This is a genomic window from Streptomyces sp. WMMC500 (assembly GCF_027497195.1).
GTDB lineage: Bacteria > Actinomycetota > Actinomycetes > Streptomycetales > Streptomycetaceae > Streptomyces.
The window spans coordinates 344,144-360,265 of the sequence record NZ_CP114905.1 but is presented as its reverse complement, the minus strand read 5'-3'; the positions used below and the strand labels follow the sequence as shown (position 1 = coordinate 360,265).

Annotated in this window: 14 protein-coding genes; 3 read left to right on the top strand and 11 right to left on the bottom strand. The window is 71.6% G+C overall.

Going from position 1 to position 16,122, the window contains the following annotated elements; genetic code table 11:
* Positions 1–5: 5 nt before the first annotated feature.
* The 3 genes from O7599_RS01515 to O7599_RS01505 form a co-directional block, all read right to left on the bottom strand.
* Positions 6–1,475, bottom strand: coding sequence for an aldehyde dehydrogenase family protein (locus O7599_RS01515; RefSeq protein WP_281620227.1), 1,470 nt, complete (start codon positions 1,473–1,475; stop codon positions 6–8).
* Positions 1,476–1,613: 138 nt separating this feature from the next.
* A complete protein-coding gene (locus O7599_RS01510) occupies positions 1,614–2,891 on the bottom strand; it encodes an amidohydrolase family protein (protein WP_281620226.1) in 1,278 nt (425 codons plus the stop codon).
* Between the two features lie 150 nt (positions 2,892–3,041).
* Positions 3,042–3,674 (bottom strand): TetR/AcrR family transcriptional regulator, encoded by a 633-nt coding sequence (locus O7599_RS01505; RefSeq protein ID WP_281620225.1) that lies wholly within the window; start codon positions 3,672–3,674, stop codon positions 3,042–3,044.
* Positions 3,675–3,839: 165 nt separating this feature from the next.
* Between O7599_RS01505 and O7599_RS01500 the strand changes: the two genes are divergently transcribed.
* From O7599_RS01500 to O7599_RS01490, 3 genes are read left to right on the top strand one after another with little or no spacing between them, the layout of a single operon-like run.
* On the top strand, positions 3,840–4,655 hold the full coding sequence (locus O7599_RS01500) for an enoyl-CoA hydratase-related protein (RefSeq protein WP_281620224.1): 816 nt from the start codon (positions 3,840–3,842) through the stop codon (positions 4,653–4,655).
* Between the two features lie 51 nt (positions 4,656–4,706).
* Positions 4,707–5,912: an acyl-CoA dehydrogenase family protein gene (locus O7599_RS01495; RefSeq protein WP_281620223.1), complete on the top strand. Its 1,206-nt coding sequence runs from the start codon at positions 4,707–4,709 to the stop codon at positions 5,910–5,912.
* Positions 5,897–6,904 (top strand): acyl-CoA dehydrogenase family protein, encoded by a 1,008-nt coding sequence (locus O7599_RS01490; RefSeq protein ID WP_281620222.1) that lies wholly within the window; start codon positions 5,897–5,899, stop codon positions 6,902–6,904. Before O7599_RS01495 ends, O7599_RS01490 begins: the two co-directional genes overlap by 16 nt.
* Positions 6,905–6,938: 34 nt before the next feature.
* Here the strand turns inward: O7599_RS01490 and O7599_RS01485 are convergent, their stop codons facing one another.
* The 8 genes from O7599_RS01485 to O7599_RS01450 form a co-directional block, all read right to left on the bottom strand.
* On the bottom strand, positions 6,939–7,904 hold the full coding sequence (locus O7599_RS01485; protein WP_281620221.1) for an alpha/beta hydrolase: 966 nt from the start codon (positions 7,902–7,904) through the stop codon (positions 6,939–6,941).
* 54 nt (positions 7,905–7,958) lie between these two features.
* Positions 7,959–9,584, bottom strand: a complete 1,626-nt coding sequence (locus O7599_RS01480; RefSeq protein ID WP_281620220.1) for an NAD(P)/FAD-dependent oxidoreductase — start codon at positions 9,582–9,584, stop codon at positions 7,959–7,961.
* Complete coding sequence (locus tag O7599_RS01475; protein ID WP_281620219.1) at positions 9,581–10,507, bottom strand: SDR family NAD(P)-dependent oxidoreductase; 927 nt, start codon at positions 10,505–10,507, stop codon at positions 9,581–9,583. The genes O7599_RS01480 and O7599_RS01475 overlap by 4 nt, the downstream gene beginning before the upstream one ends.
* 32 nt (positions 10,508–10,539) lie before the next feature.
* Positions 10,540–11,658 carry a zinc-binding dehydrogenase gene (locus tag O7599_RS01470; protein WP_281620218.1) on the bottom strand — a complete coding sequence of 373 codons (1,119 nt, stop codon included), beginning with the start codon at positions 11,656–11,658 and terminating at the stop codon, positions 10,540–10,542.
* A 16-nt stretch (positions 11,659–11,674) separates the two neighbouring features.
* Positions 11,675–12,286, bottom strand: coding sequence for a TetR/AcrR family transcriptional regulator (locus tag O7599_RS01465; protein ID WP_281620217.1), 612 nt, complete (start codon positions 12,284–12,286; stop codon positions 11,675–11,677).
* Positions 12,287–12,372: 86 nt separating this feature from the next.
* A complete protein-coding gene (locus tag O7599_RS01460) occupies positions 12,373–13,227 on the bottom strand; it encodes an alpha/beta hydrolase (RefSeq protein ID WP_281620216.1) in 855 nt (284 codons plus the stop codon).
* Positions 13,228–13,361: 134 nt separating this feature from the next.
* The gene (locus O7599_RS01455) at positions 13,362–14,867 is read right to left on the bottom strand and encodes an NAD(P)/FAD-dependent oxidoreductase (RefSeq protein WP_281620215.1); all 1,506 of its coding nucleotides are present in this window, start codon (positions 14,865–14,867) and stop codon (positions 13,362–13,364) included.
* 143 nt (positions 14,868–15,010) lie between these two features.
* Complete coding sequence (locus tag O7599_RS01450; protein ID WP_281620214.1) at positions 15,011–16,063, bottom strand: LLM class F420-dependent oxidoreductase; 1,053 nt, start codon at positions 16,061–16,063, stop codon at positions 15,011–15,013.
* Between the last annotated feature and the right edge of the window lie 59 nt (positions 16,064–16,122).

The window sequence follows — 16,122 nt, the reverse complement described above, 5'->3', positions numbered from 1 at the left end:
CGCTCTCAGACCCCTTCGGCCATGGACTTGATCTGGAGGTACTCCTCGAATCCCGCGACCCCGCTCTCACGGCCGATGCCGCTGTGCCGGTAGCCGCCGAACGGGACGTCGAAGCTGTAGTAGTCGCCGCCGTTGACCGACACGGTTCCCACCCGCAGCCGCCGGGCCACCTCGCGCGCCCGCTCGGGTGAGGCGCTGATCACGCCGCCGGACAGGCCGTAGGCGGAGTTGCCGGCGATCCGTACGGCCTCGTCGTCGCCGCCGTCGTACGGGATCACGGACAGCACCGGTCCGAAGATCTCCTCCTGGGCCACGGTGTCGTTCTCGCCGACATCGGCCAGAACCGTGGGCTCGACGAACCAACCCTTGGGCGGGTCCGCGGGAATCCCGCCCCCCAGGGCGATCCGGGCGCCCTCGGCCACCCCCCGTTCGACGTAGCCGAGGACACGCCGGCGCTGGCGTTCGCTGATCAGCGGACCCATGAGGTTCGCCGGATCGGCCGGGTCCCCGTAGGGCCAGCCGCGCAGGGTCTCCACGAGGGCGGTCAGGCACTCCTCGTACCGGGTTCGCGGTACGAGCAGCCGGCTGAGGATCGCGCATCCCTGGCCGGCGTGGGTGGTGATGTGGAAGGCCGCGGTCACGGCGGCGGTCGCGAGGTCGGCGTCGTCGAGGGCGACGAGCGCCGACTTGCCGCCGAGTTCGAGAAAGACCTTGGTGAGGTTGCCGGCCGCCGCGGTCATCACGGCCCGGCCGGTCGCCGTCGAACCGGTGAACGAGACCATGTCGACGCGTGGGTCGGAGGCGAGATGGTGGCCGATCTCGTGGCGGGAGGAGGCCACGACGTTGAGGACGCCGGCGGGCAGGTCCGTCTCCTCGGCTGCGAGCCGGCCGAGGGCCGTCGCGGCCCACGGGCTGTCCGGCGCGGGTTTGAGGACGACGGTGCAGCCGGCGGCCAGCGCGGGCGCGACCTTGGCGAGGTTGATCTGTGTGGGGAAGTTCCAGGGGGTGATCGCGCCGACCACGCCGATCGGCTCGCGGCGGATCCACCGCTGGGACCGGCCGGCCGGGCCCGATGCCTCACCGAGGTCGGTCTCCCAGGCGTAGCGCTCGGTGAGGTCGGCGACCCAGCCGATGCCTTCGACCGGGGTGGCGAACTGGGGTCCGCCGGTCAGGACGACCGGAGTGCCGATCTCCGCCACGAGATCCTCCTTCAGCCTGTCGGCGTTCTTGACCAGGGCCTGCTGGAGTTGGCGGAGGCAGCGCACGCGGAAGGCCGGATCCGTGCTCCAGGGCGTCGTGTCGAACGCGCGGCGCGCGGCGGCGACGGCCGTGTCGAGGTCGGCCGCGGTGGCGTCCGCGGTGGCGCCCAGGATCTCTTCCGTGGCCGGGTTGACGTTGTCGAACGTGCCGCCGTCGGAGGCGGACACCAGCCGGCCGTCGATCAGCAGGCGGTCGGCACGGCCTGTCTGGGACATCGAGCCTTCCTAGGGCAGAGATTATTTTATATATCTTATCCTCGTCGACCGGCAACCTTTCCGGACGGCGGCGACCGGGTGTGCGGGCGGGCTGCCGGGCCGGGGGACGGCCCGGCGGCCCCGCAGCCCGCGTCGGCGTCAGGCCGTGGCGTTCGCGGCCAGTTCGGCCAGGGAGGTCCCGGGCCCGCTGCGCCCCTTGCCGTGCGACTTGATCGAGACGTCGTGGCCGGCGACCTCGGCGCGCAGGGCACCCACGGTCGCGGTCTGCGGTGTACGGCCGGCCACGAACGGGTCGAAGGAGTACCAGCGCATGGCGTTCTGATACGTGATCTTGTTGAGCTCGTCGTCGGGCACGTCTGCTGCCGCGGTGAGGAGTTCCTCCGCGGCTCCCGGCCAGGTCGAGTCGGAGTGCGGGTAGTCGCACTCCCAGGCGATGTTGTCCAGCCCGATGTCATGCCTCAGCCTGATGCCGATCGGGTCGGAGATGAAGCACGTGAGGAAGTGCTCGCGGAAGACCTCGCTGGGCAGCTTCCCGCCGAAGTCCTGCCCGGTCCACAGCCGGTGCATGTCGTACGTGCGGTCGATGCGGTCGAGGAAGTACGGGATCCACCCCGTGCCGCCCTCGGACAGGGCGAACCTGATCCGCGGGAACTCCTTGATCACTCGCGACCAGAGCAGGTCGGCTGCCGCCTGGCAGATGTTGATCGGCTGGAGCGTGATCATCACGTCCATGGGCGCGTCGGGAGCCGTCACCGCGAGCTTGCCGGACGATCCGAGATGGATCGACAGCACGACGCCCTCGTCACTGAGCGCCTCCCACAGCGGGTCCCAGTAGTCGCTGTGGAAGCTCGGATGGCCGAGGGTCGCGGGGTTCTCGGTGAACGTCATGGAGCGGCAGCCCTTGGCGGCCACCCGGCGTACCTCCGCGGCGCAGGCCTCGGCGTCCCACAGGATCGGCAGGGCCATCGGGATGATCCGGCCCGGGTAGGTGCCGGCCCACTCGTCGATGTGCCAGTCGTTGTAGGCGCGGACGACGGCGAGGGCGAGGTCCTTGTCGTCGGCGGCCGCGATGATGCGGCCGCTGAAGCCGGGGAAGGAGGGGAAGTTCATGGACGCCAGCATCCCGCCGGCGCTCATGTCCTTGACCCGTTCGTGGATGTCGTAGCAGCCGGGCCGGATCTCCTCGAACGAGGTCGGATCGACGCCGTACTCCTCCTTGGGGCGGCCGGCGACGGCGTTGAGACCGATGTTGGGGATCTCGGTGCCGTTGAACATCCACACGTCCAGGCCGTCGTCCTTGCGCACCACCTTCGGGGCCTGGTCGCGGTACCTGGCCGGGATGCGGCCGTCGAAGAGGCTCGGTGGTTCGACCACGTGGTCGTCGACGCTGATGAGGATCAGGTCTTCGGGGTTCATGGAACTCTCCCAGCGTGTGCGGGCTATGAACCAGATTTCAGCGGAGTGAACTACGGTTCAGTGCTCGCCGCAAGGGTGCGCGCACGAACTCGTCGAAACTGTTCCGGAGCCGGAGCGGTGCAGGGTCCGTCGGGTCCTCGCGCAGACGGATCACTCCGCGGCGAAGAAGGTCCTCGCGAGCAGGGCGTGGAAGTCCTCGACCGGCAGGGGCGGCCCGCCCGCGTCGGCTTCGGTGAGCTCGGCCGTCTGGTAGGCGGCGACAAGTCCCGAGAACATGAGGGCCAGAACGGCAGGCGGGCCGGAGACCAGGTCCCCGGAGTCCTGGCCGCGCAGGAAGAGGCCCGCCTGCAGTTGCTGCGCCTCGTGGAAGTTCTTCGTGATCTGCGGATCACCGGTGGGCTCGGCCAGCGGCGGCGCGATCGCGCCGCCGCGCAGCACCAGCCGCCCGAAGTTGCGGTGGGCGCGGAAGAATCCCACCTGCCAGTCGGCCAGGGCGATAAGCTGCTCGCGCGGCTGGCCGCCGGAAGTGAGGATGCTCCGCATCTGCGGCATGAACTCCGCGCCGCGGCGGCGAAAGGTCTCGCGGTACAGGTCGTCCTTCCCGCCCGGGAAGAAGGTGTAGACCGATCCGACGGAGTACTCGGCGAGTTCGGCTATCTCCCGAAGTGCCGCGTCGTGGAAGCCTTCCCTGGCGAAGACCTGCTCGGCGACGTCCAGGATCTGGCCCCTGCCCAGTTCCCGGAGCCGAGCGCGCCGCTCGTCGCGGGGGCTGCGATGGGTCATGGGTGCGTCGCTGACCTCTCTGCTCGTTTCCCGAGCGTGCGCCCGCGAAGGGCGGGAGTGAACGGGAACATCGTAGTCGGATCCGCAAGGGTGAATCGGCGTCGGGCGGGTCGCTGGATAACGGTGGTATATATAATATGCAAATCGACGCGAGGGGTGGTCGCTGTGACGGAGGACGTGCTCTGGGATGTCGGCGCAGATGGTGTCGCCCTGCTCACTCTGAACCGCCCGCAGGCGGGCAACGCGCTGACGCCCGCCATGCGCGAGCACGTCATCGACAGGCTCGGACAGGCCGGCGCCGACCAGGGCGTCCGGGTGGTGGTCGTACGCGGCGCGGGCAACCGGCACTTCTGCACGGGCGCGGACCTGGGTGCCTCGCCCGCCGGCGACGACCCGCCCCAGGGCGCCCCCGCGCAGCCGGCCGGATCGGTGGCGCGGGCCGTCGCGACGGGGGCCCAGCGCCTGATCGCGGCGGTCCTCGACTGCGAGAAACCGGTCGTCGCGGCCGTGAACGGGACGGCGGCAGGCATAGGCTGCCACCTCGCGTACGCATGTGACCTGGTGCTCGCGGTGGAGGGAGGGAAGTTCGTGGAGGTGTTCGCGCGGCGCGGCTTGGTCGTCGACGGCGGCGGGGCGTACCTTCTGGCCCGGCTGGTCGGACCCCAGCGGGCCAAGGAGCTGATCTTCTTCGCCGACGATCTCTCCGCGGCGGACGCCCACCGCATGGGCCTGGTCAACAAGATCGTGCCAACGGAGGAGCTGGCCGCCGAGACGGCGAGGTGGGCCAGGCGGTTGGCGGCCGGGCCGACCGTGGCTCTCGGCCTCGGGAAGCGGCTGGTCAACCAGGCGCTGGACGGAGACCGCGGGACGGCCTTCGCACACGAAGCGCTCGCCGCCGAGATCAACATGCGCAGCGTCGACGGGCAGGAGGGCCTGCGCGCCTTCGTGGAACGGCGCGACCCGGAGTTCCGTGGCTGGTAAGGCGGTCGAAGGACGTGCACAGATCACGCTGCGAGCAGGCGAGGAGCCGCTATGGAACTGCGCTATACCGAGGCTGAGCTGAGGTTTCGTGAGTCGCTGCGTAGCTGGCTCACCGAGACGCTCCCCACGCTGCCGCCCGCGCCGGACCGCGACGACTGGCGCGCCCGCAGGGCCTACGACTGCGCGTGGCAGCGCCGGCTGCACCAGGCCGGATACGCCGGGGTGGACTGGCCCGCCGAGCACGGCGGGCTGGGAGCGTCACCTACCGAGCAACTGATCTTCCTCGAGGAGAGCGCCCGCATGCGGGCGCCCGGCGTCGGCGCCGGGTTCGTCGGCCTGCTGCACGCCGGACCCACGCTGATCGCGGAGGGCACCGAACGGCAGCGGGCCCGTCATCTGCCGCGCATCCTGCGGGGCGAGGAGATCTGGTGCCAGGGCTTCTCCGAGCCCGACGCCGGTTCCGACCTCGCCTCCCTGCGGACGTCGGCGGTGCGTGACGGCGACACGTACGTGGTCGACGGCCGCAAGGTGTGGACGTCCTTCGCCCAGGTCGCCGACTACTGCGAACTCCTCGTACGGACCGATCCGCGGGCGCCGGCGCATCAGGGGATCAGCTGGCTCATCCTGCCGATGGACACCCCCGGCGTCCAGGTCAGACCGCTGCGCACCGCCGTGGGGAGCAGCGAGTTCGCCGAGCTGGTCCTGGACGAGGTGCGTGTCCCCGCACAGAACCTGGTCGGCGGCGAGCACGACGGTTGGCGGGTGGCGATGGTGACGTTCTCCTTCGAACGGGGCACCGCGTTCATCGCCGACGTCGTCGAGTCCCGCAACCTCCTCACCGAGATCGCCAGGATCGCGCGCACGACCCCCGGCCCCCGGGGGGAGCCACTGTGGGCCGACCCCGGCCTGCGCCGTGACGTCGGCCGCCTCACCACCGAGGTCGTGGGGCTCTGGTCGCTCGTCCGCAAGAACGTCTCCGAGGCGTCCGCCGGGAGGGTGCCGGTGCAGGGCGCGTCGGTGTTCAAGCTGAGGTTCACGGAGAACCGGCAGCGGATCGGCGACCTCGCCGCACACGTACTGGGCCGCGCCGCGCTGTCGGTCAGCGCCCTGCCCGGCGCGGACAATGCCCGTATCGTCGAAGACCGGCTCACCAGCCTCGCGTACACCATCGCCGCGGGAACCTCGCAGATCCAGAAGAACATCCTGGCCGAGCGCGCGCTCGGCCTGCCCAAGGAGCCCCGATGGACCTCGCGCTGAGCCCCGATCAGCTCGATCTCCGCTCCGGCCTCGTCGGCTTCCTCGCCGCGGAGTGGACCCCCGGGCGGCTGCGCGCCGCCGCGTCCGCCCCGGCACTCGACCGGCCGGCGTGGCGCAGGCTCGCGGAGCTCGGCCTCTTCGGTGTGGCCGTCCCGGAGCGCGCCGGAGGTATGGGTCTCGGCTGGGCCGACGCGGCGATCCTGTGCGAGGAACTGGGCCGCTTCCTCGTGCCCGGCCCGCTGGTGCCGAGCCTGCTGGCCGCAGAGCGCGTGCCGGGCGTCCTGACCGGTGAGCGCGTGGTCGCCCTGGTGGACGGACGTGATCCGGCGGCGCTGGCCGAGCACCTGCCCGGTGCCACCCACCTGGTCGTGGTCGCGGATTCGGGACTGACCCTGCACCCGGTGGACGAGGTGGCGGCGGCGGTCGCCGAGACCCCCCTCGACCCGCTCACACCGGTGGCCGCCGTCGTCGAGTACCGGGGCGCCGGCGAGCGCATCGGCACCGCCGAGGACGCCGGGCGGTGGCGGGAGCGGGGGGCGCTCCTCACGGCGGCCCTGCAGACGGGGGTGGCGCGCGGGGCGCTCGAACTCGCCACGCGGTACGCGACCGAGCGCGTCCAGTTCGGGGGCGTGATCGGCTCGTTCCAGGCGGTCAAGCACCTGCTGGCCGAGGCGCTGGTCCGGGTCGACCTCGCCCGCGCCGCCGTCCTCGTCGCCGCGCTGACCCTCGACGAGGACGGCGCGCGGAACGTGGACGAGGCCGGGGACGAGGCCGTGGCGGCGGCCAAGGTCCTCGCCGACGACGCCGCCGGCACCAACGGGCGCACCTGCGTCCAGGTACACGGCGGCATGGGCTTCACCTGGGAAGTGCTCGCCCACCTGTACCTCAAGCGGGCGTGGGTCCAGGAGACCGCGTTCGGTACCGCGGACGAGCACGCACTGCGCGTGGCGGCGACCCTGCCCGACGCACCGCCCCCCGACGGTGGCGGGTGACCGGGTCGCCGTGGCCGAGCAGGGCTGCCGCCGGTCAGCTCTCCCTGTTCGCCGAGGACACCCCGAGCCCTCGTCTCAGCGAGGCCAGAGCCTCCGCGATCATCTGTTTCGAGACCGCCGCCCCGTGCGCCAGCACCGAGCCGTGGAACGTGCCGGGGTACAGCCTGAGCTCCACCGGCACGTCCGCCTGCGCCAGACGCTGCGCGTAGTCGATGCCCTCGTCGCGCATCGGGTCGTAGTGGCAGGTGACCACGGTTGCGGGCGGCAGGCCGGAGAGGTCCCCCGCGCGGGCGGGGGCCGCATACCCGGAGACGTCGGAGGCGCCGCGGCGCCCCGGGCCCAGGTAGGAGTCCCAGCTGAACTCCGCCATCGGGCGGTTCCACAGCGGAGTGTCGACGTAGGCGCGCATCGAGGGAGTGTCGAGCCGGTCGTCGAGTTCCGGGATGCCGAGGTACTGGTAGCACAGGGGCGGACCGCCGCGGTCGCGGGTGAGGAGGGTCAGGGCCGCGGCCAGGCCGGCGCCCGCGCTCTCGCCGTAGACCGCCACCCGGTCCGGGTCGATGCCCAGCTCCGTCGCCGACTTCGCGACCCACAGCAGTGCGGCGTAGCAGTCGTCCAGGCCCGCGGGGTACGGGTTCTCGGGCGCGAGGCGGTAGTCCACCGACACCACGACCGCGCCGGCCTCCGCCGCCGTACGGGTCGTCGAGGCGTCGAACGTCTGCGGGGCTCCGAAGAGGAACCCGCCGCCGTGGAGATAGAGAACACCGGGACGTGGCCCGTCGCCTCCGCCCTCCGGGGTGTAGACCCGCACGGCCACGTCGGGGGCGTCCGCGGGGCCCGGGATGGTCCGGTCCCGGATGTCGACGGGGACGGGCGGGTCGTACGGCGGCCCGGAGTCTCCGGTCACCGACTGGGCGCGGAGCGTCGGCAGGTCGGCGGGGCCGAAGACCGGGAGCAGGGAGATCAACGGGGCGAGCTCGGGATCGTACGCGTAGGACATCGTGCCTCCTCGGCAACGGGGGCCGGGCAGTGCCGGGTGCGACGGCGCGGGAGATCAGGGGGCCGTGCGGGCCGTCCCGTCGAAGACGAAACCCTCGTATCCGGCGTCGACTTGCTCGGTGCAGCGCCGTACGTAGCGGTCGAAGCCGCCGACGTAGATCATGAACACCCGTGGTTTCCCAGGGATGTTCGCGCCCATGTACCAGGAGTCGGCCCGCTTGTAGAGCGTGTGGTCGGCTGCTCCGTCCACCTCCGCGCCCCAGCGGCGCTCCCACTCCGTCGTCGTGTCGACCCGCTGGTGGCCCTCGGCTTCCATGTGGTCGATGAACCGGGTGATCCAGTCGACCTGCCACTCACCCCCGGTGATCATCTGGGCGAGCACGCCCGGGCTGCCCGGGCCGTGCACCATGAAGAGGTTCGGAAAGCCGGCCACGAGCAGGCCCAGGTACGACGTCGGGCCGTCCGCCCACTTCTCGCGCAGATCGAGCCCGTTCAGGCCCGTGACGTTCATGGCGGTGAACGAGCCGGTCACACCGTCGAATCCGGTGGCGAAGACGATCACGTCGAGGTCGTACGCGGCGTTCGTGGTCTGCAGCCCCGACTCCGTGATCCGGGTGATGGGGTGGGTGCGGACGTCCACGAGCGTCACGTTGTCGCGGTTGAACGTCTCGTAGTAGCCCGTGTCCATGCAGATCCGCTTGGTCCCCACGGGATAGGTCTTCGGGCAGAGGAGCTCCGCCACGTCGGGATCGCGGACGATCCGGCGGATCTTGCCGCGGATGAACTCGGCCACGACCTCGTTCGCCGCCGGGTCCACCATGGTGTCGGTGAACGCCTGCAGAAAGAGCAGCCCGTTACGTGCCGACCAGGCCCGCTCGAGGATCTCCTGCCGGGCCTCGGGGGAGTGGTCGAAGACGGAGCCGAAGCGCGGGACCGTCGGAAAGACGGCGGACGGGTTGGCGCGCATGGTCGCGCGGCGCTCGGCGTACCGCGCCTTCCACTCCTGCTCGTACGCGGCGTCCAGTGCGCGGTGGACGGCGGGAACGCTGAAGGCCGGGGTGCGCTGGAACACGGTGAGGTGCTCGGCCGACTCCGCCGCGACCGGCGCGATCTGGATTCCGGTGGAGCCGGTACCGATCAGGCCGACGCGCTTGCCCGTCAGGTCGACGCCTTCGGCCGGCCATCGTGAGGTGTGGTGCCAGGTTCCCCCGAACGAGCCGAGGCCCGGAACGTCGGGGACGTTGTGGGCGTGGAGGCTTCCCGTCGCCGCGATCACGTACTTGGCGGTGGCGGCGAACCCGTCCTCCGCGGCCAGGTGCCAGCGGGACGTCTGCGCGTCGAACCCGAGCCGGTTCACGCGCGTGCCGAACCGGATCCTCTCGCGGAGCCCGAACCGGTCCGCGACATGATTCGCGTACGCCTCCAGGTCCGGCTGCGGGGAGAAGTGCTCCGGCCACGTCCAGTCCTGCTGGAGTTCCTCGTCGAACGAGTACGAGTACTGCATGCTCTCGATGTCGACACGCGCGCCGGGATAGCGATTCCAGTACCAGGTGCCCCCGACGCCGTCGCCCGCCTCCAGGCACACCGCGTCCAGGCCGAGGCCGCTCAGCCGGTGCAGGGCGTACAGGCCGCCGAAGCCGGCCCCGACCACCACGGCGTCGAATGCGGCGTCCCCTCTCATCGTGTGCCCGCCTCGGTCGCGGCGCCCAGGTGCCGCCTGTTCGTGGCCGCCCAGGACTTCGTGTCCCTGGCCAGGTCCTGCCGGCCCAGGTCGCTGATCGCGTCCCAGTTCTCGAGCAGGTGCTCCGGGGTCAGGTCGAGACCGGGGTGGGTGTATCCGTGCGTCTCGGCGATGAACAGGCGGGTCACCCTGCGCATCCCGCTGACGTACGTCTCCCCGCTGACCGGGCAGTCGCGGTGGCAGAGGATCGCCACCAGCGGTGAGACGAGGGACGGGGCGCGTTCCGGGTCGTCGGGCACTTCCGCTTCGCCGGTGTGCGCGTTCATCATCCTGGTCATGGCCATCGGGGCGACCATGTTGACCTTGACGCCCAGCGGTTCGCCGGCCATGGCGAGGGCGCGGCCCAGCCCGATCACGCCGGCCTTCGCCGATCCGTAGGACGTCAGGGTCGCGGAGCCGAGTGCACCGGTGGACGTGGTCATCACGACGCGGCCGTAGCCCGCGGACTCGAAGTGCGGCCACGCCGCGCGCGTGACGTTGAAGCTGCCCCCGACGTGCAGGGCGAACTGGGCCTGCACCTGCGCCGGTTCGACGGCGGGGAACGCGTCGTACCAGTAGATGCCGGCGTTGTTGACCACGATGTCCAGGCGGCCGAAGGTGCCGATCGCGCGGTCCACCAGGCTCTGGGCGCCCTCGGGTGTGGCGATGTCCGAGGTGTCGGGCACCGCGCTGCCGCCCGCCCGCCGGATCCGCTCGGCCTGCAGTGCGGCCGGGGTGGCGTCGGATCCCGCGCCGTCCATCGCGGTCCCGATGTCGTTGACCACGACCTTGGCCCCGCGGCCGGCGAGGAGTGCGGCGTGCGCGGCGCCGATGCCCCGGCCCGCGCCGGTGACCACCGCGACCTGGCCGTCGAAATGAAGCACGGTCTCGCCTTTCTGTCGAGGTGCGGAAGAGCTCACCCGCGGGCGGCTGCGGCCGATGCGTACCCGGCCTGCTCGGCGGTGAGGAGCTCGTCGGTGTCGAGGCCCGGCAGGATGAGGATCTTGACCTGCTCGGTCGCCCCGGCACGGGGACGGAGTGCGTCGAACGCCTTCTGCACACCGGCCAGGCCGGTGTAGCCGGTGACCATGAGCGCCGGGTCGTAGCGGCCCTCGCGGAGGTGCCCGTACGCCCGCCACACCGCCTCGTAACGGATCTCGCCGTGCGCGGGGCCGGAAGCGAAGACGAGGGAGACGTTCTTCATCACCGCGGCGATCGGCCGCAGCGACTCCTTCCCGGTCGCTCCGCCGACCACGGCGATCACGGTGTACGGCGGGACGGTCCCGAGCAGCTCCGTCAGCAGCCCGGGGGCTCCGGACGCCTCCACGACGTGCAGGCGGCCGCCTGCCGGCGCGAGCCCCCGCCACACCTCCACGGGATCGTTCTCGCGCGGGTCGACCGCGACCGTGGCCCCGTACGCCAGCGCGATCTCCCGTCGTTTCGCCGAGGGGTCGGAGACCACGATCGTGCGCGCGCCGGCCGCCGCGAACTCGACGACCGCACCCAGGCCCACCGGCCCCGCACCGGTGACCAGCGCCGCGCCGCCTTCCCGCAGACCGGACTGGCGAGCGCCGTTCGTCCCGGTGGCGACCGGCTCGAGCGTGGCGGCGAGGACCGGGTCGACGCCGTCGAGCGGCACGTGCATCGCCGCCATGACGATCACGTCCGTGCTCATCCCGCCCGGGTAGCGGTTGGAGAACCCCACGCCGTGCAGGGCTCCGGCGTCGTCGAAGACCGCGGGCAGGACGAAGACTTCCTGGCCGACGGCGAACTCCTCCGCCCCGGGCCCGAGCGCGGTGACCTCGGCGGTGAACTCGTGCCCGAACACCACCGGGCGCTGCGCGTCGAACCGGTACAGCTCCTGGTTCGTCTCCGCTGCCGCGGCGAGGAAGTCGTCGGTGTGCGCCCAGGCCGACAGGTCGGTGCCGCATATCCCGTTTGCGATCGGGCGCACCCGGATCTGCCCGGCCTGCAGCGGCGGCAACGGGAAGTCGCCGACCGTGAATTCCCCGCGGTGGAAGATCGCAGCGCGCATGGTGTTCCCTCCGTGACTACCCCGGCTCTTCGGCGAGGGCGGGTGCGAGCAGATGGCAGACGACGTCGGTGACCAGATCGAGCGGCTCTTCCAGGGCGGGCTTCCAGTCGGCGACGACCCAGGCCGAGAAGAACGACTCGATCTGCCCGAGCGCCATCAGCACCCGCTGCCGGGCCTCCGCCGGCGATACCGCGTGCCACCGTGCGCGGTCGTCCGCCAGCTTGGTGACGAAGCGCTCGTGCGCCTCCGCGGCACCGTCGGAGGCGAGCGCCGGTCCGGCCATCGTGAGTGCGCGGATGCTGGCGGCCTGCTCCCGCCACCGCGCCTCGACGCCCTCCAGCCAGGTGTGGAGGGCAGGGCGGGTCCAGCGTTCGATTGCCGCCAGTTCGGCGTACACCTCGTCCGCGAGCGCGTACTGGCGCTGTGCCAGTGCGAGCACCACGTCCGACTTGTTGGTGAAGTGCGCGTACACGGTCGCCCGGGCCACGCCGGCCGCCCGGGCGATGTCGTCCATGTTCGTGTCCAGCGCGGAGCGCCCGGCGAACACCTCGACGGCCGCGTCGAGGAGCCGTTCTCGGGTCAGCTTCTTCTGTTCCTCGCGGATACTGGGGCGTCGTTCCCTGCTCATACGTCTCGACTCATCTGCTCGTCGCCTCTCGCCGTCGGTCGTCTCGGCGCTGTCAGCGGAAGTCTGCCAACCGGGCGGTGCGGGCCTCATGCGACCTCCGGCCGTGCGCCGGGTGCGGCGGCCGGTGGCAGCAGCCGGCGCAGGGCGTCGGCCACTTCGGTCAGCGCGTGCAGGGAGACCGGGAAGAGGCGGGGGACCGACAGGAAGCCGTGCGCGGCGCCCGCGTACGTGGTCTGCCGCACCGGCACGCCGGCGGCGCGCAGCACCTCGGCGTACGCGGGCCCCTGGTCGCGATGCGGATCATGCTCGGCGGCGATGATCACCGCGGGGGGAAGGCCGCGGTGGTCGGGTGCCAGCAGCGGCGAGATCCGCGGGTCGGACCTGTCCGCCGCGCCCAGGTAGTGGGCGAGGTACGCCTCGGACTCCGCGAGGGTCAGCATGGGGGTGACCGCGTGCTCCACCGCGGACGGATAGTCGCCGGCCAGGTCCACCGGGGGGTAGAGCAGCACCTGCGCGCACCAGCGGGGACGTGAGCCGTCCCGCCCGGCCAGCGCGACCCCCGCGGCCAGGTTGGCCCCTGCGCTGTCGCCGACGAGGACCATCCGGTCCGGGTCGCCTCCCCAGGACGGAGCTGTCACAGAGGCCCAGCGCGCGGCGTCGACGGCGTCCTCGAAGGCGGCGGGGAACGGATGCTCGGGGGCGAGCCGGTAGGCCACGGAGACGACCACCGCGTCGAGACGAGCGGCCAGCCGGGCGTTGAACCACTCCTTGAGCGCGGGGTCGCCGATCACGAATCCGCCGCCGTGGAAGTCGACGAGCACCGGCCGCGGTGCCCCGGCGTCCTGCCGCGGACGGTAGCGGCGTACGCGCAGCCGGCGGCCCGGCAGCTCGGCCGCGATCCAGTCCGCGACCACCGACCCGGGCGCCCTGCCCGTCAGCAACGTTGCCGGTCCTCGCCGGGGAGGCGTGAGCCGGCGACGCAGCGCCGGGATGTCGGCCGCGGACTTGCCCACGACCGTACTGGCAGACGACCACCGCTGCGGTGCGGTGAGCAGGCGGGCTCGCAGCGGGAGGGTCACGTCGCCGCCTCCGCCGGTACGCGGGCGGCGCCGGCGTGGCCCAGGCGGTACGCACCGGCGTCGAAGCGCCGGGTGCGCAACTGGTAACCCGCGCTCCAGGCGGGCCACATGACCACGTTCTCACCCTTGCGGTTGAGGTAGTAGCTGCGGCAGCCGCCCACTTCGTAGACCGTCCGCGTCGACATGCGCCGGACCCACCGGGTCCAGGCGCCGGCCCGCTCCGGCCGTACCTCGACCGTCTCCACGTCCGCCTCGGCGAACCGCTGCAGGGCGTCGGCGATGTAGCCGGCCTGCGCCTCGCTGAACATCAGCGCGGAGCTGACCCCGCTGGTCGCGTTCGGGCCCTGCAGCATGAACAGGTTGGGGAAGTCCGGCACCGTGATCCCCTTGTAGCCGCGGGGATCGTCGCCCCAGTAGTCGGCCAGGGACACACCGCCCCGGCCGTGGAGGCGCTGCGCGATGGGGCTGGTCACGCCGATGTCGAAGCCGGTGTTGAGGATCAGCGTGTCGACCTCGGCCTTGGTGCCGTCGCCGGCCAGCACGGTGGAGCCGCGCACCTCGACGAGCCCGCCGGTGTGCAGCGTGACGTTGGGCTCGCACAGGGCGGGCAGGTAGTCATTGGAGATCAGCGGCCGCTTGCACATGTACTGGAAGTCGGGCAGGAGCTTGCGTCGCAGCTCGGGGTCGCGAACCTGCGCGTCGAGGTGCTTCAGGCAGGTCTTCTGGAATGCGTTGCGCAGCACCCGGTGGCGGCGCGCGCCGGCGAGTACCTCGGTGATGAGGTAGAAGAGTCCTCGTTCGGCGGCCATCAGGCCGGGAGTCCCGCGCAGGCGGCGCTGGGCCCGCTCCGATACCGGCTTGTCCGCCTTGGGCCTGACCCAGGCCGCCGTGCGCTGCACGACGTGCAGTTCGGCCACCTGAGGCTGGATGAGCGGGACGAACTGGACAGACGACGAGCCGGTGCCGATCACGGCGACGCGGCGGCCACGCAGGTCGCGTTCGTGGTTCCAGCGTGCGGAGTGGAAGCACTCCCCGGGGAAGTCCGCGAGCCCGGGCACGTCGGGGTAGCTGGGATCGGCCACCACGCCGGCCGCGCTGATCAGGAAGCGCGCCCGGTAGACCCCCCGGGAGGTGGCGATGGCCCACAGTCGCTCGCCGGCGTTCCAGCGCGCCTCGTCCACCCGGTGCTCGAAGCGGATGTGGGGGAGCAGGTTGTTTCGCGCCGTCACCCGGCGGGTGTAGTCGAAGAGTTCGTCCCCCGTGGCGAAGAGCCGTGACCAGTGGGGGTTGGGATCCGTGGACAGCGAGTAGAGCTTCGACGGGGTGTCCACGCCGACTCCGGGATAGGTGTTGTCCCGCCAGACCCCGCCGACCTCGGCGGCCCGTTCGAGGATCACGAAGTCGTGCAGTCCCTTGCGGAGCAGCCGCAGCCCCATCGCGAGGCCGGAGAGGCCGGCTCCGATGACGGCGACCCGTACGTCCCGCTGTATGTCATCAACCACTGTGTCTTCTGACATGGCGACAGCAGACCATACGAGCAGTCGGCTGTCCAGACAAAATGTCACCGAAATCTTCCGCTGATGGTGACGGTGCCGTAACGTCCGCGGCGAGAGGGGGTGTTATGGCACCGAGAGCGGGTCGGCCGTCATACGCCGGCCTCTTTGAGCAGGGCGATGTCGCGTACCCGTCGCTCGTGGCCGGCGGCCAGGGGCCTGGCGTTGAGCGTGGTGACGCCGGCCTCGGCGAATGCCGCGACGCGCTCCTTGACCCAGCCGAGGGGGCCGATCAGCGAGACCCCGTGGACGAGGGCGTCGGGCACCGCGGCGGCCGCCTCCGCCCTGCGGCCGGAGAGGTAGAGGTCCTGGACGTTCTCGGCCGCTTCCTCGAACCCGTAGCGTCGGGCCAGGTCGTTGTAGAAGTTCCTGCCGCGAGCGCCCATCCCGCCGATGTACAGCGCGAGCTGTTCGCGGACCCGGTCCGTCGCCGCCTGGAGTTCGGCGGGGTCCTCGGTCACCGCGACCTGGGTGTCGACGGCTATCCGGAGGGGACCGAGCGCGGCGTCGCGGCGGGCCAGGCCGTCGTCGAGGGCGTCGGCGAAGGCCGCGCGGGCGCCCTCGGGGTAGTAGAAGATGGGCTCCCAGCCCTCGAACAGCTCGGCTGCCAGGGCGACGTTCCTGGGTCCGAGCGCGGCGAGCACGATCGGGATGCGTGGGCGCACCGGCTCGTTGATCAGCTTGAGCGGCTTCCCGAGGCCCGAGCCGCCGTGTTCGGGATCCAGCGGCAGGTGGAAGTGCGCACCGCTGTGCTCGACCGGCTGCCGGCTCCAGACCTTGCGGCAGATCTCGGCCACCTCGCGGGTGCGGGCCAGCGGTGCCCGGTAGGGCAGCCCGTGGAAACCCTCCACGACCTGCGGGCCCGAGGCGCCGATGCCGAGCGTGAACCGCCCGCCGGAGACGTAGTCGAGTCCCGCGGCCGTCATGGCCAGCAGGGCGGGGGTCCTGGAGTAGATGTTGAGGATGTTGGAGGCGATCTCGACCGTGGTGGTCCTGGCGGCGAGGTAGCCGAGCTGGCTGACCGAGTCGAAGCTGTAGACCTCGGGCAGCAGGACGACGTCCAGCCCCGCCCGCTCGTAGTCGACGAGCCGGTCGGCGGTCTGCGTGAATCCGCCGCTGTAGGCCAGCGGCATCCCGATGCGCACCCGTGGGCTCCTTTCCCCAGCCATGCAAATGTTATATATAGTATTCAAAATCTGGGCCC

What these genes read in the sequence shown, in the direction of transcription:
- O7599_RS01515 (WP_281620227.1), bottom strand. Translation starts at nt 1,475, where the DNA reads ATGTCCCAGACAGGCCGTGCCGACCGCCTGCTGATCGACGGCCGGCTG.
- O7599_RS01510 (WP_281620226.1), bottom strand. Translation starts at nt 2,891, where the DNA reads ATGAACCCCGAAGACCTGATCCTCATCAGCGTCGACGACCACGTGGTC.
- O7599_RS01505 (WP_281620225.1), bottom strand. Translation starts at nt 3,674, where the DNA reads ATGACCCATCGCAGCCCCCGCGACGAGCGGCGCGCTCGGCTCCGGGAA.
- O7599_RS01495 (WP_281620223.1), top strand. Translation starts at nt 4,707, where the DNA reads ATGGAACTGCGCTATACCGAGGCTGAGCTGAGGTTTCGTGAGTCGCTG.
- O7599_RS01490 (WP_281620222.1), top strand. Translation starts at nt 5,897, where the DNA reads ATGGACCTCGCGCTGAGCCCCGATCAGCTCGATCTCCGCTCCGGCCTC.
- O7599_RS01485 (WP_281620221.1), bottom strand. Translation starts at nt 7,904, where the DNA reads ATGTCCTACGCGTACGATCCCGAGCTCGCCCCGTTGATCTCCCTGCTC.
- O7599_RS01480 (WP_281620220.1), bottom strand. Translation starts at nt 9,584, where the DNA reads ATGAGAGGGGACGCCGCATTCGACGCCGTGGTGGTCGGGGCCGGCTTC.
- O7599_RS01470 (WP_281620218.1), bottom strand. Translation starts at nt 11,658, where the DNA reads ATGCGCGCTGCGATCTTCCACCGCGGGGAATTCACGGTCGGCGACTTC.
- O7599_RS01465 (WP_281620217.1), bottom strand. Translation starts at nt 12,286, where the DNA reads ATGAGCAGGGAACGACGCCCCAGTATCCGCGAGGAACAGAAGAAGCTG.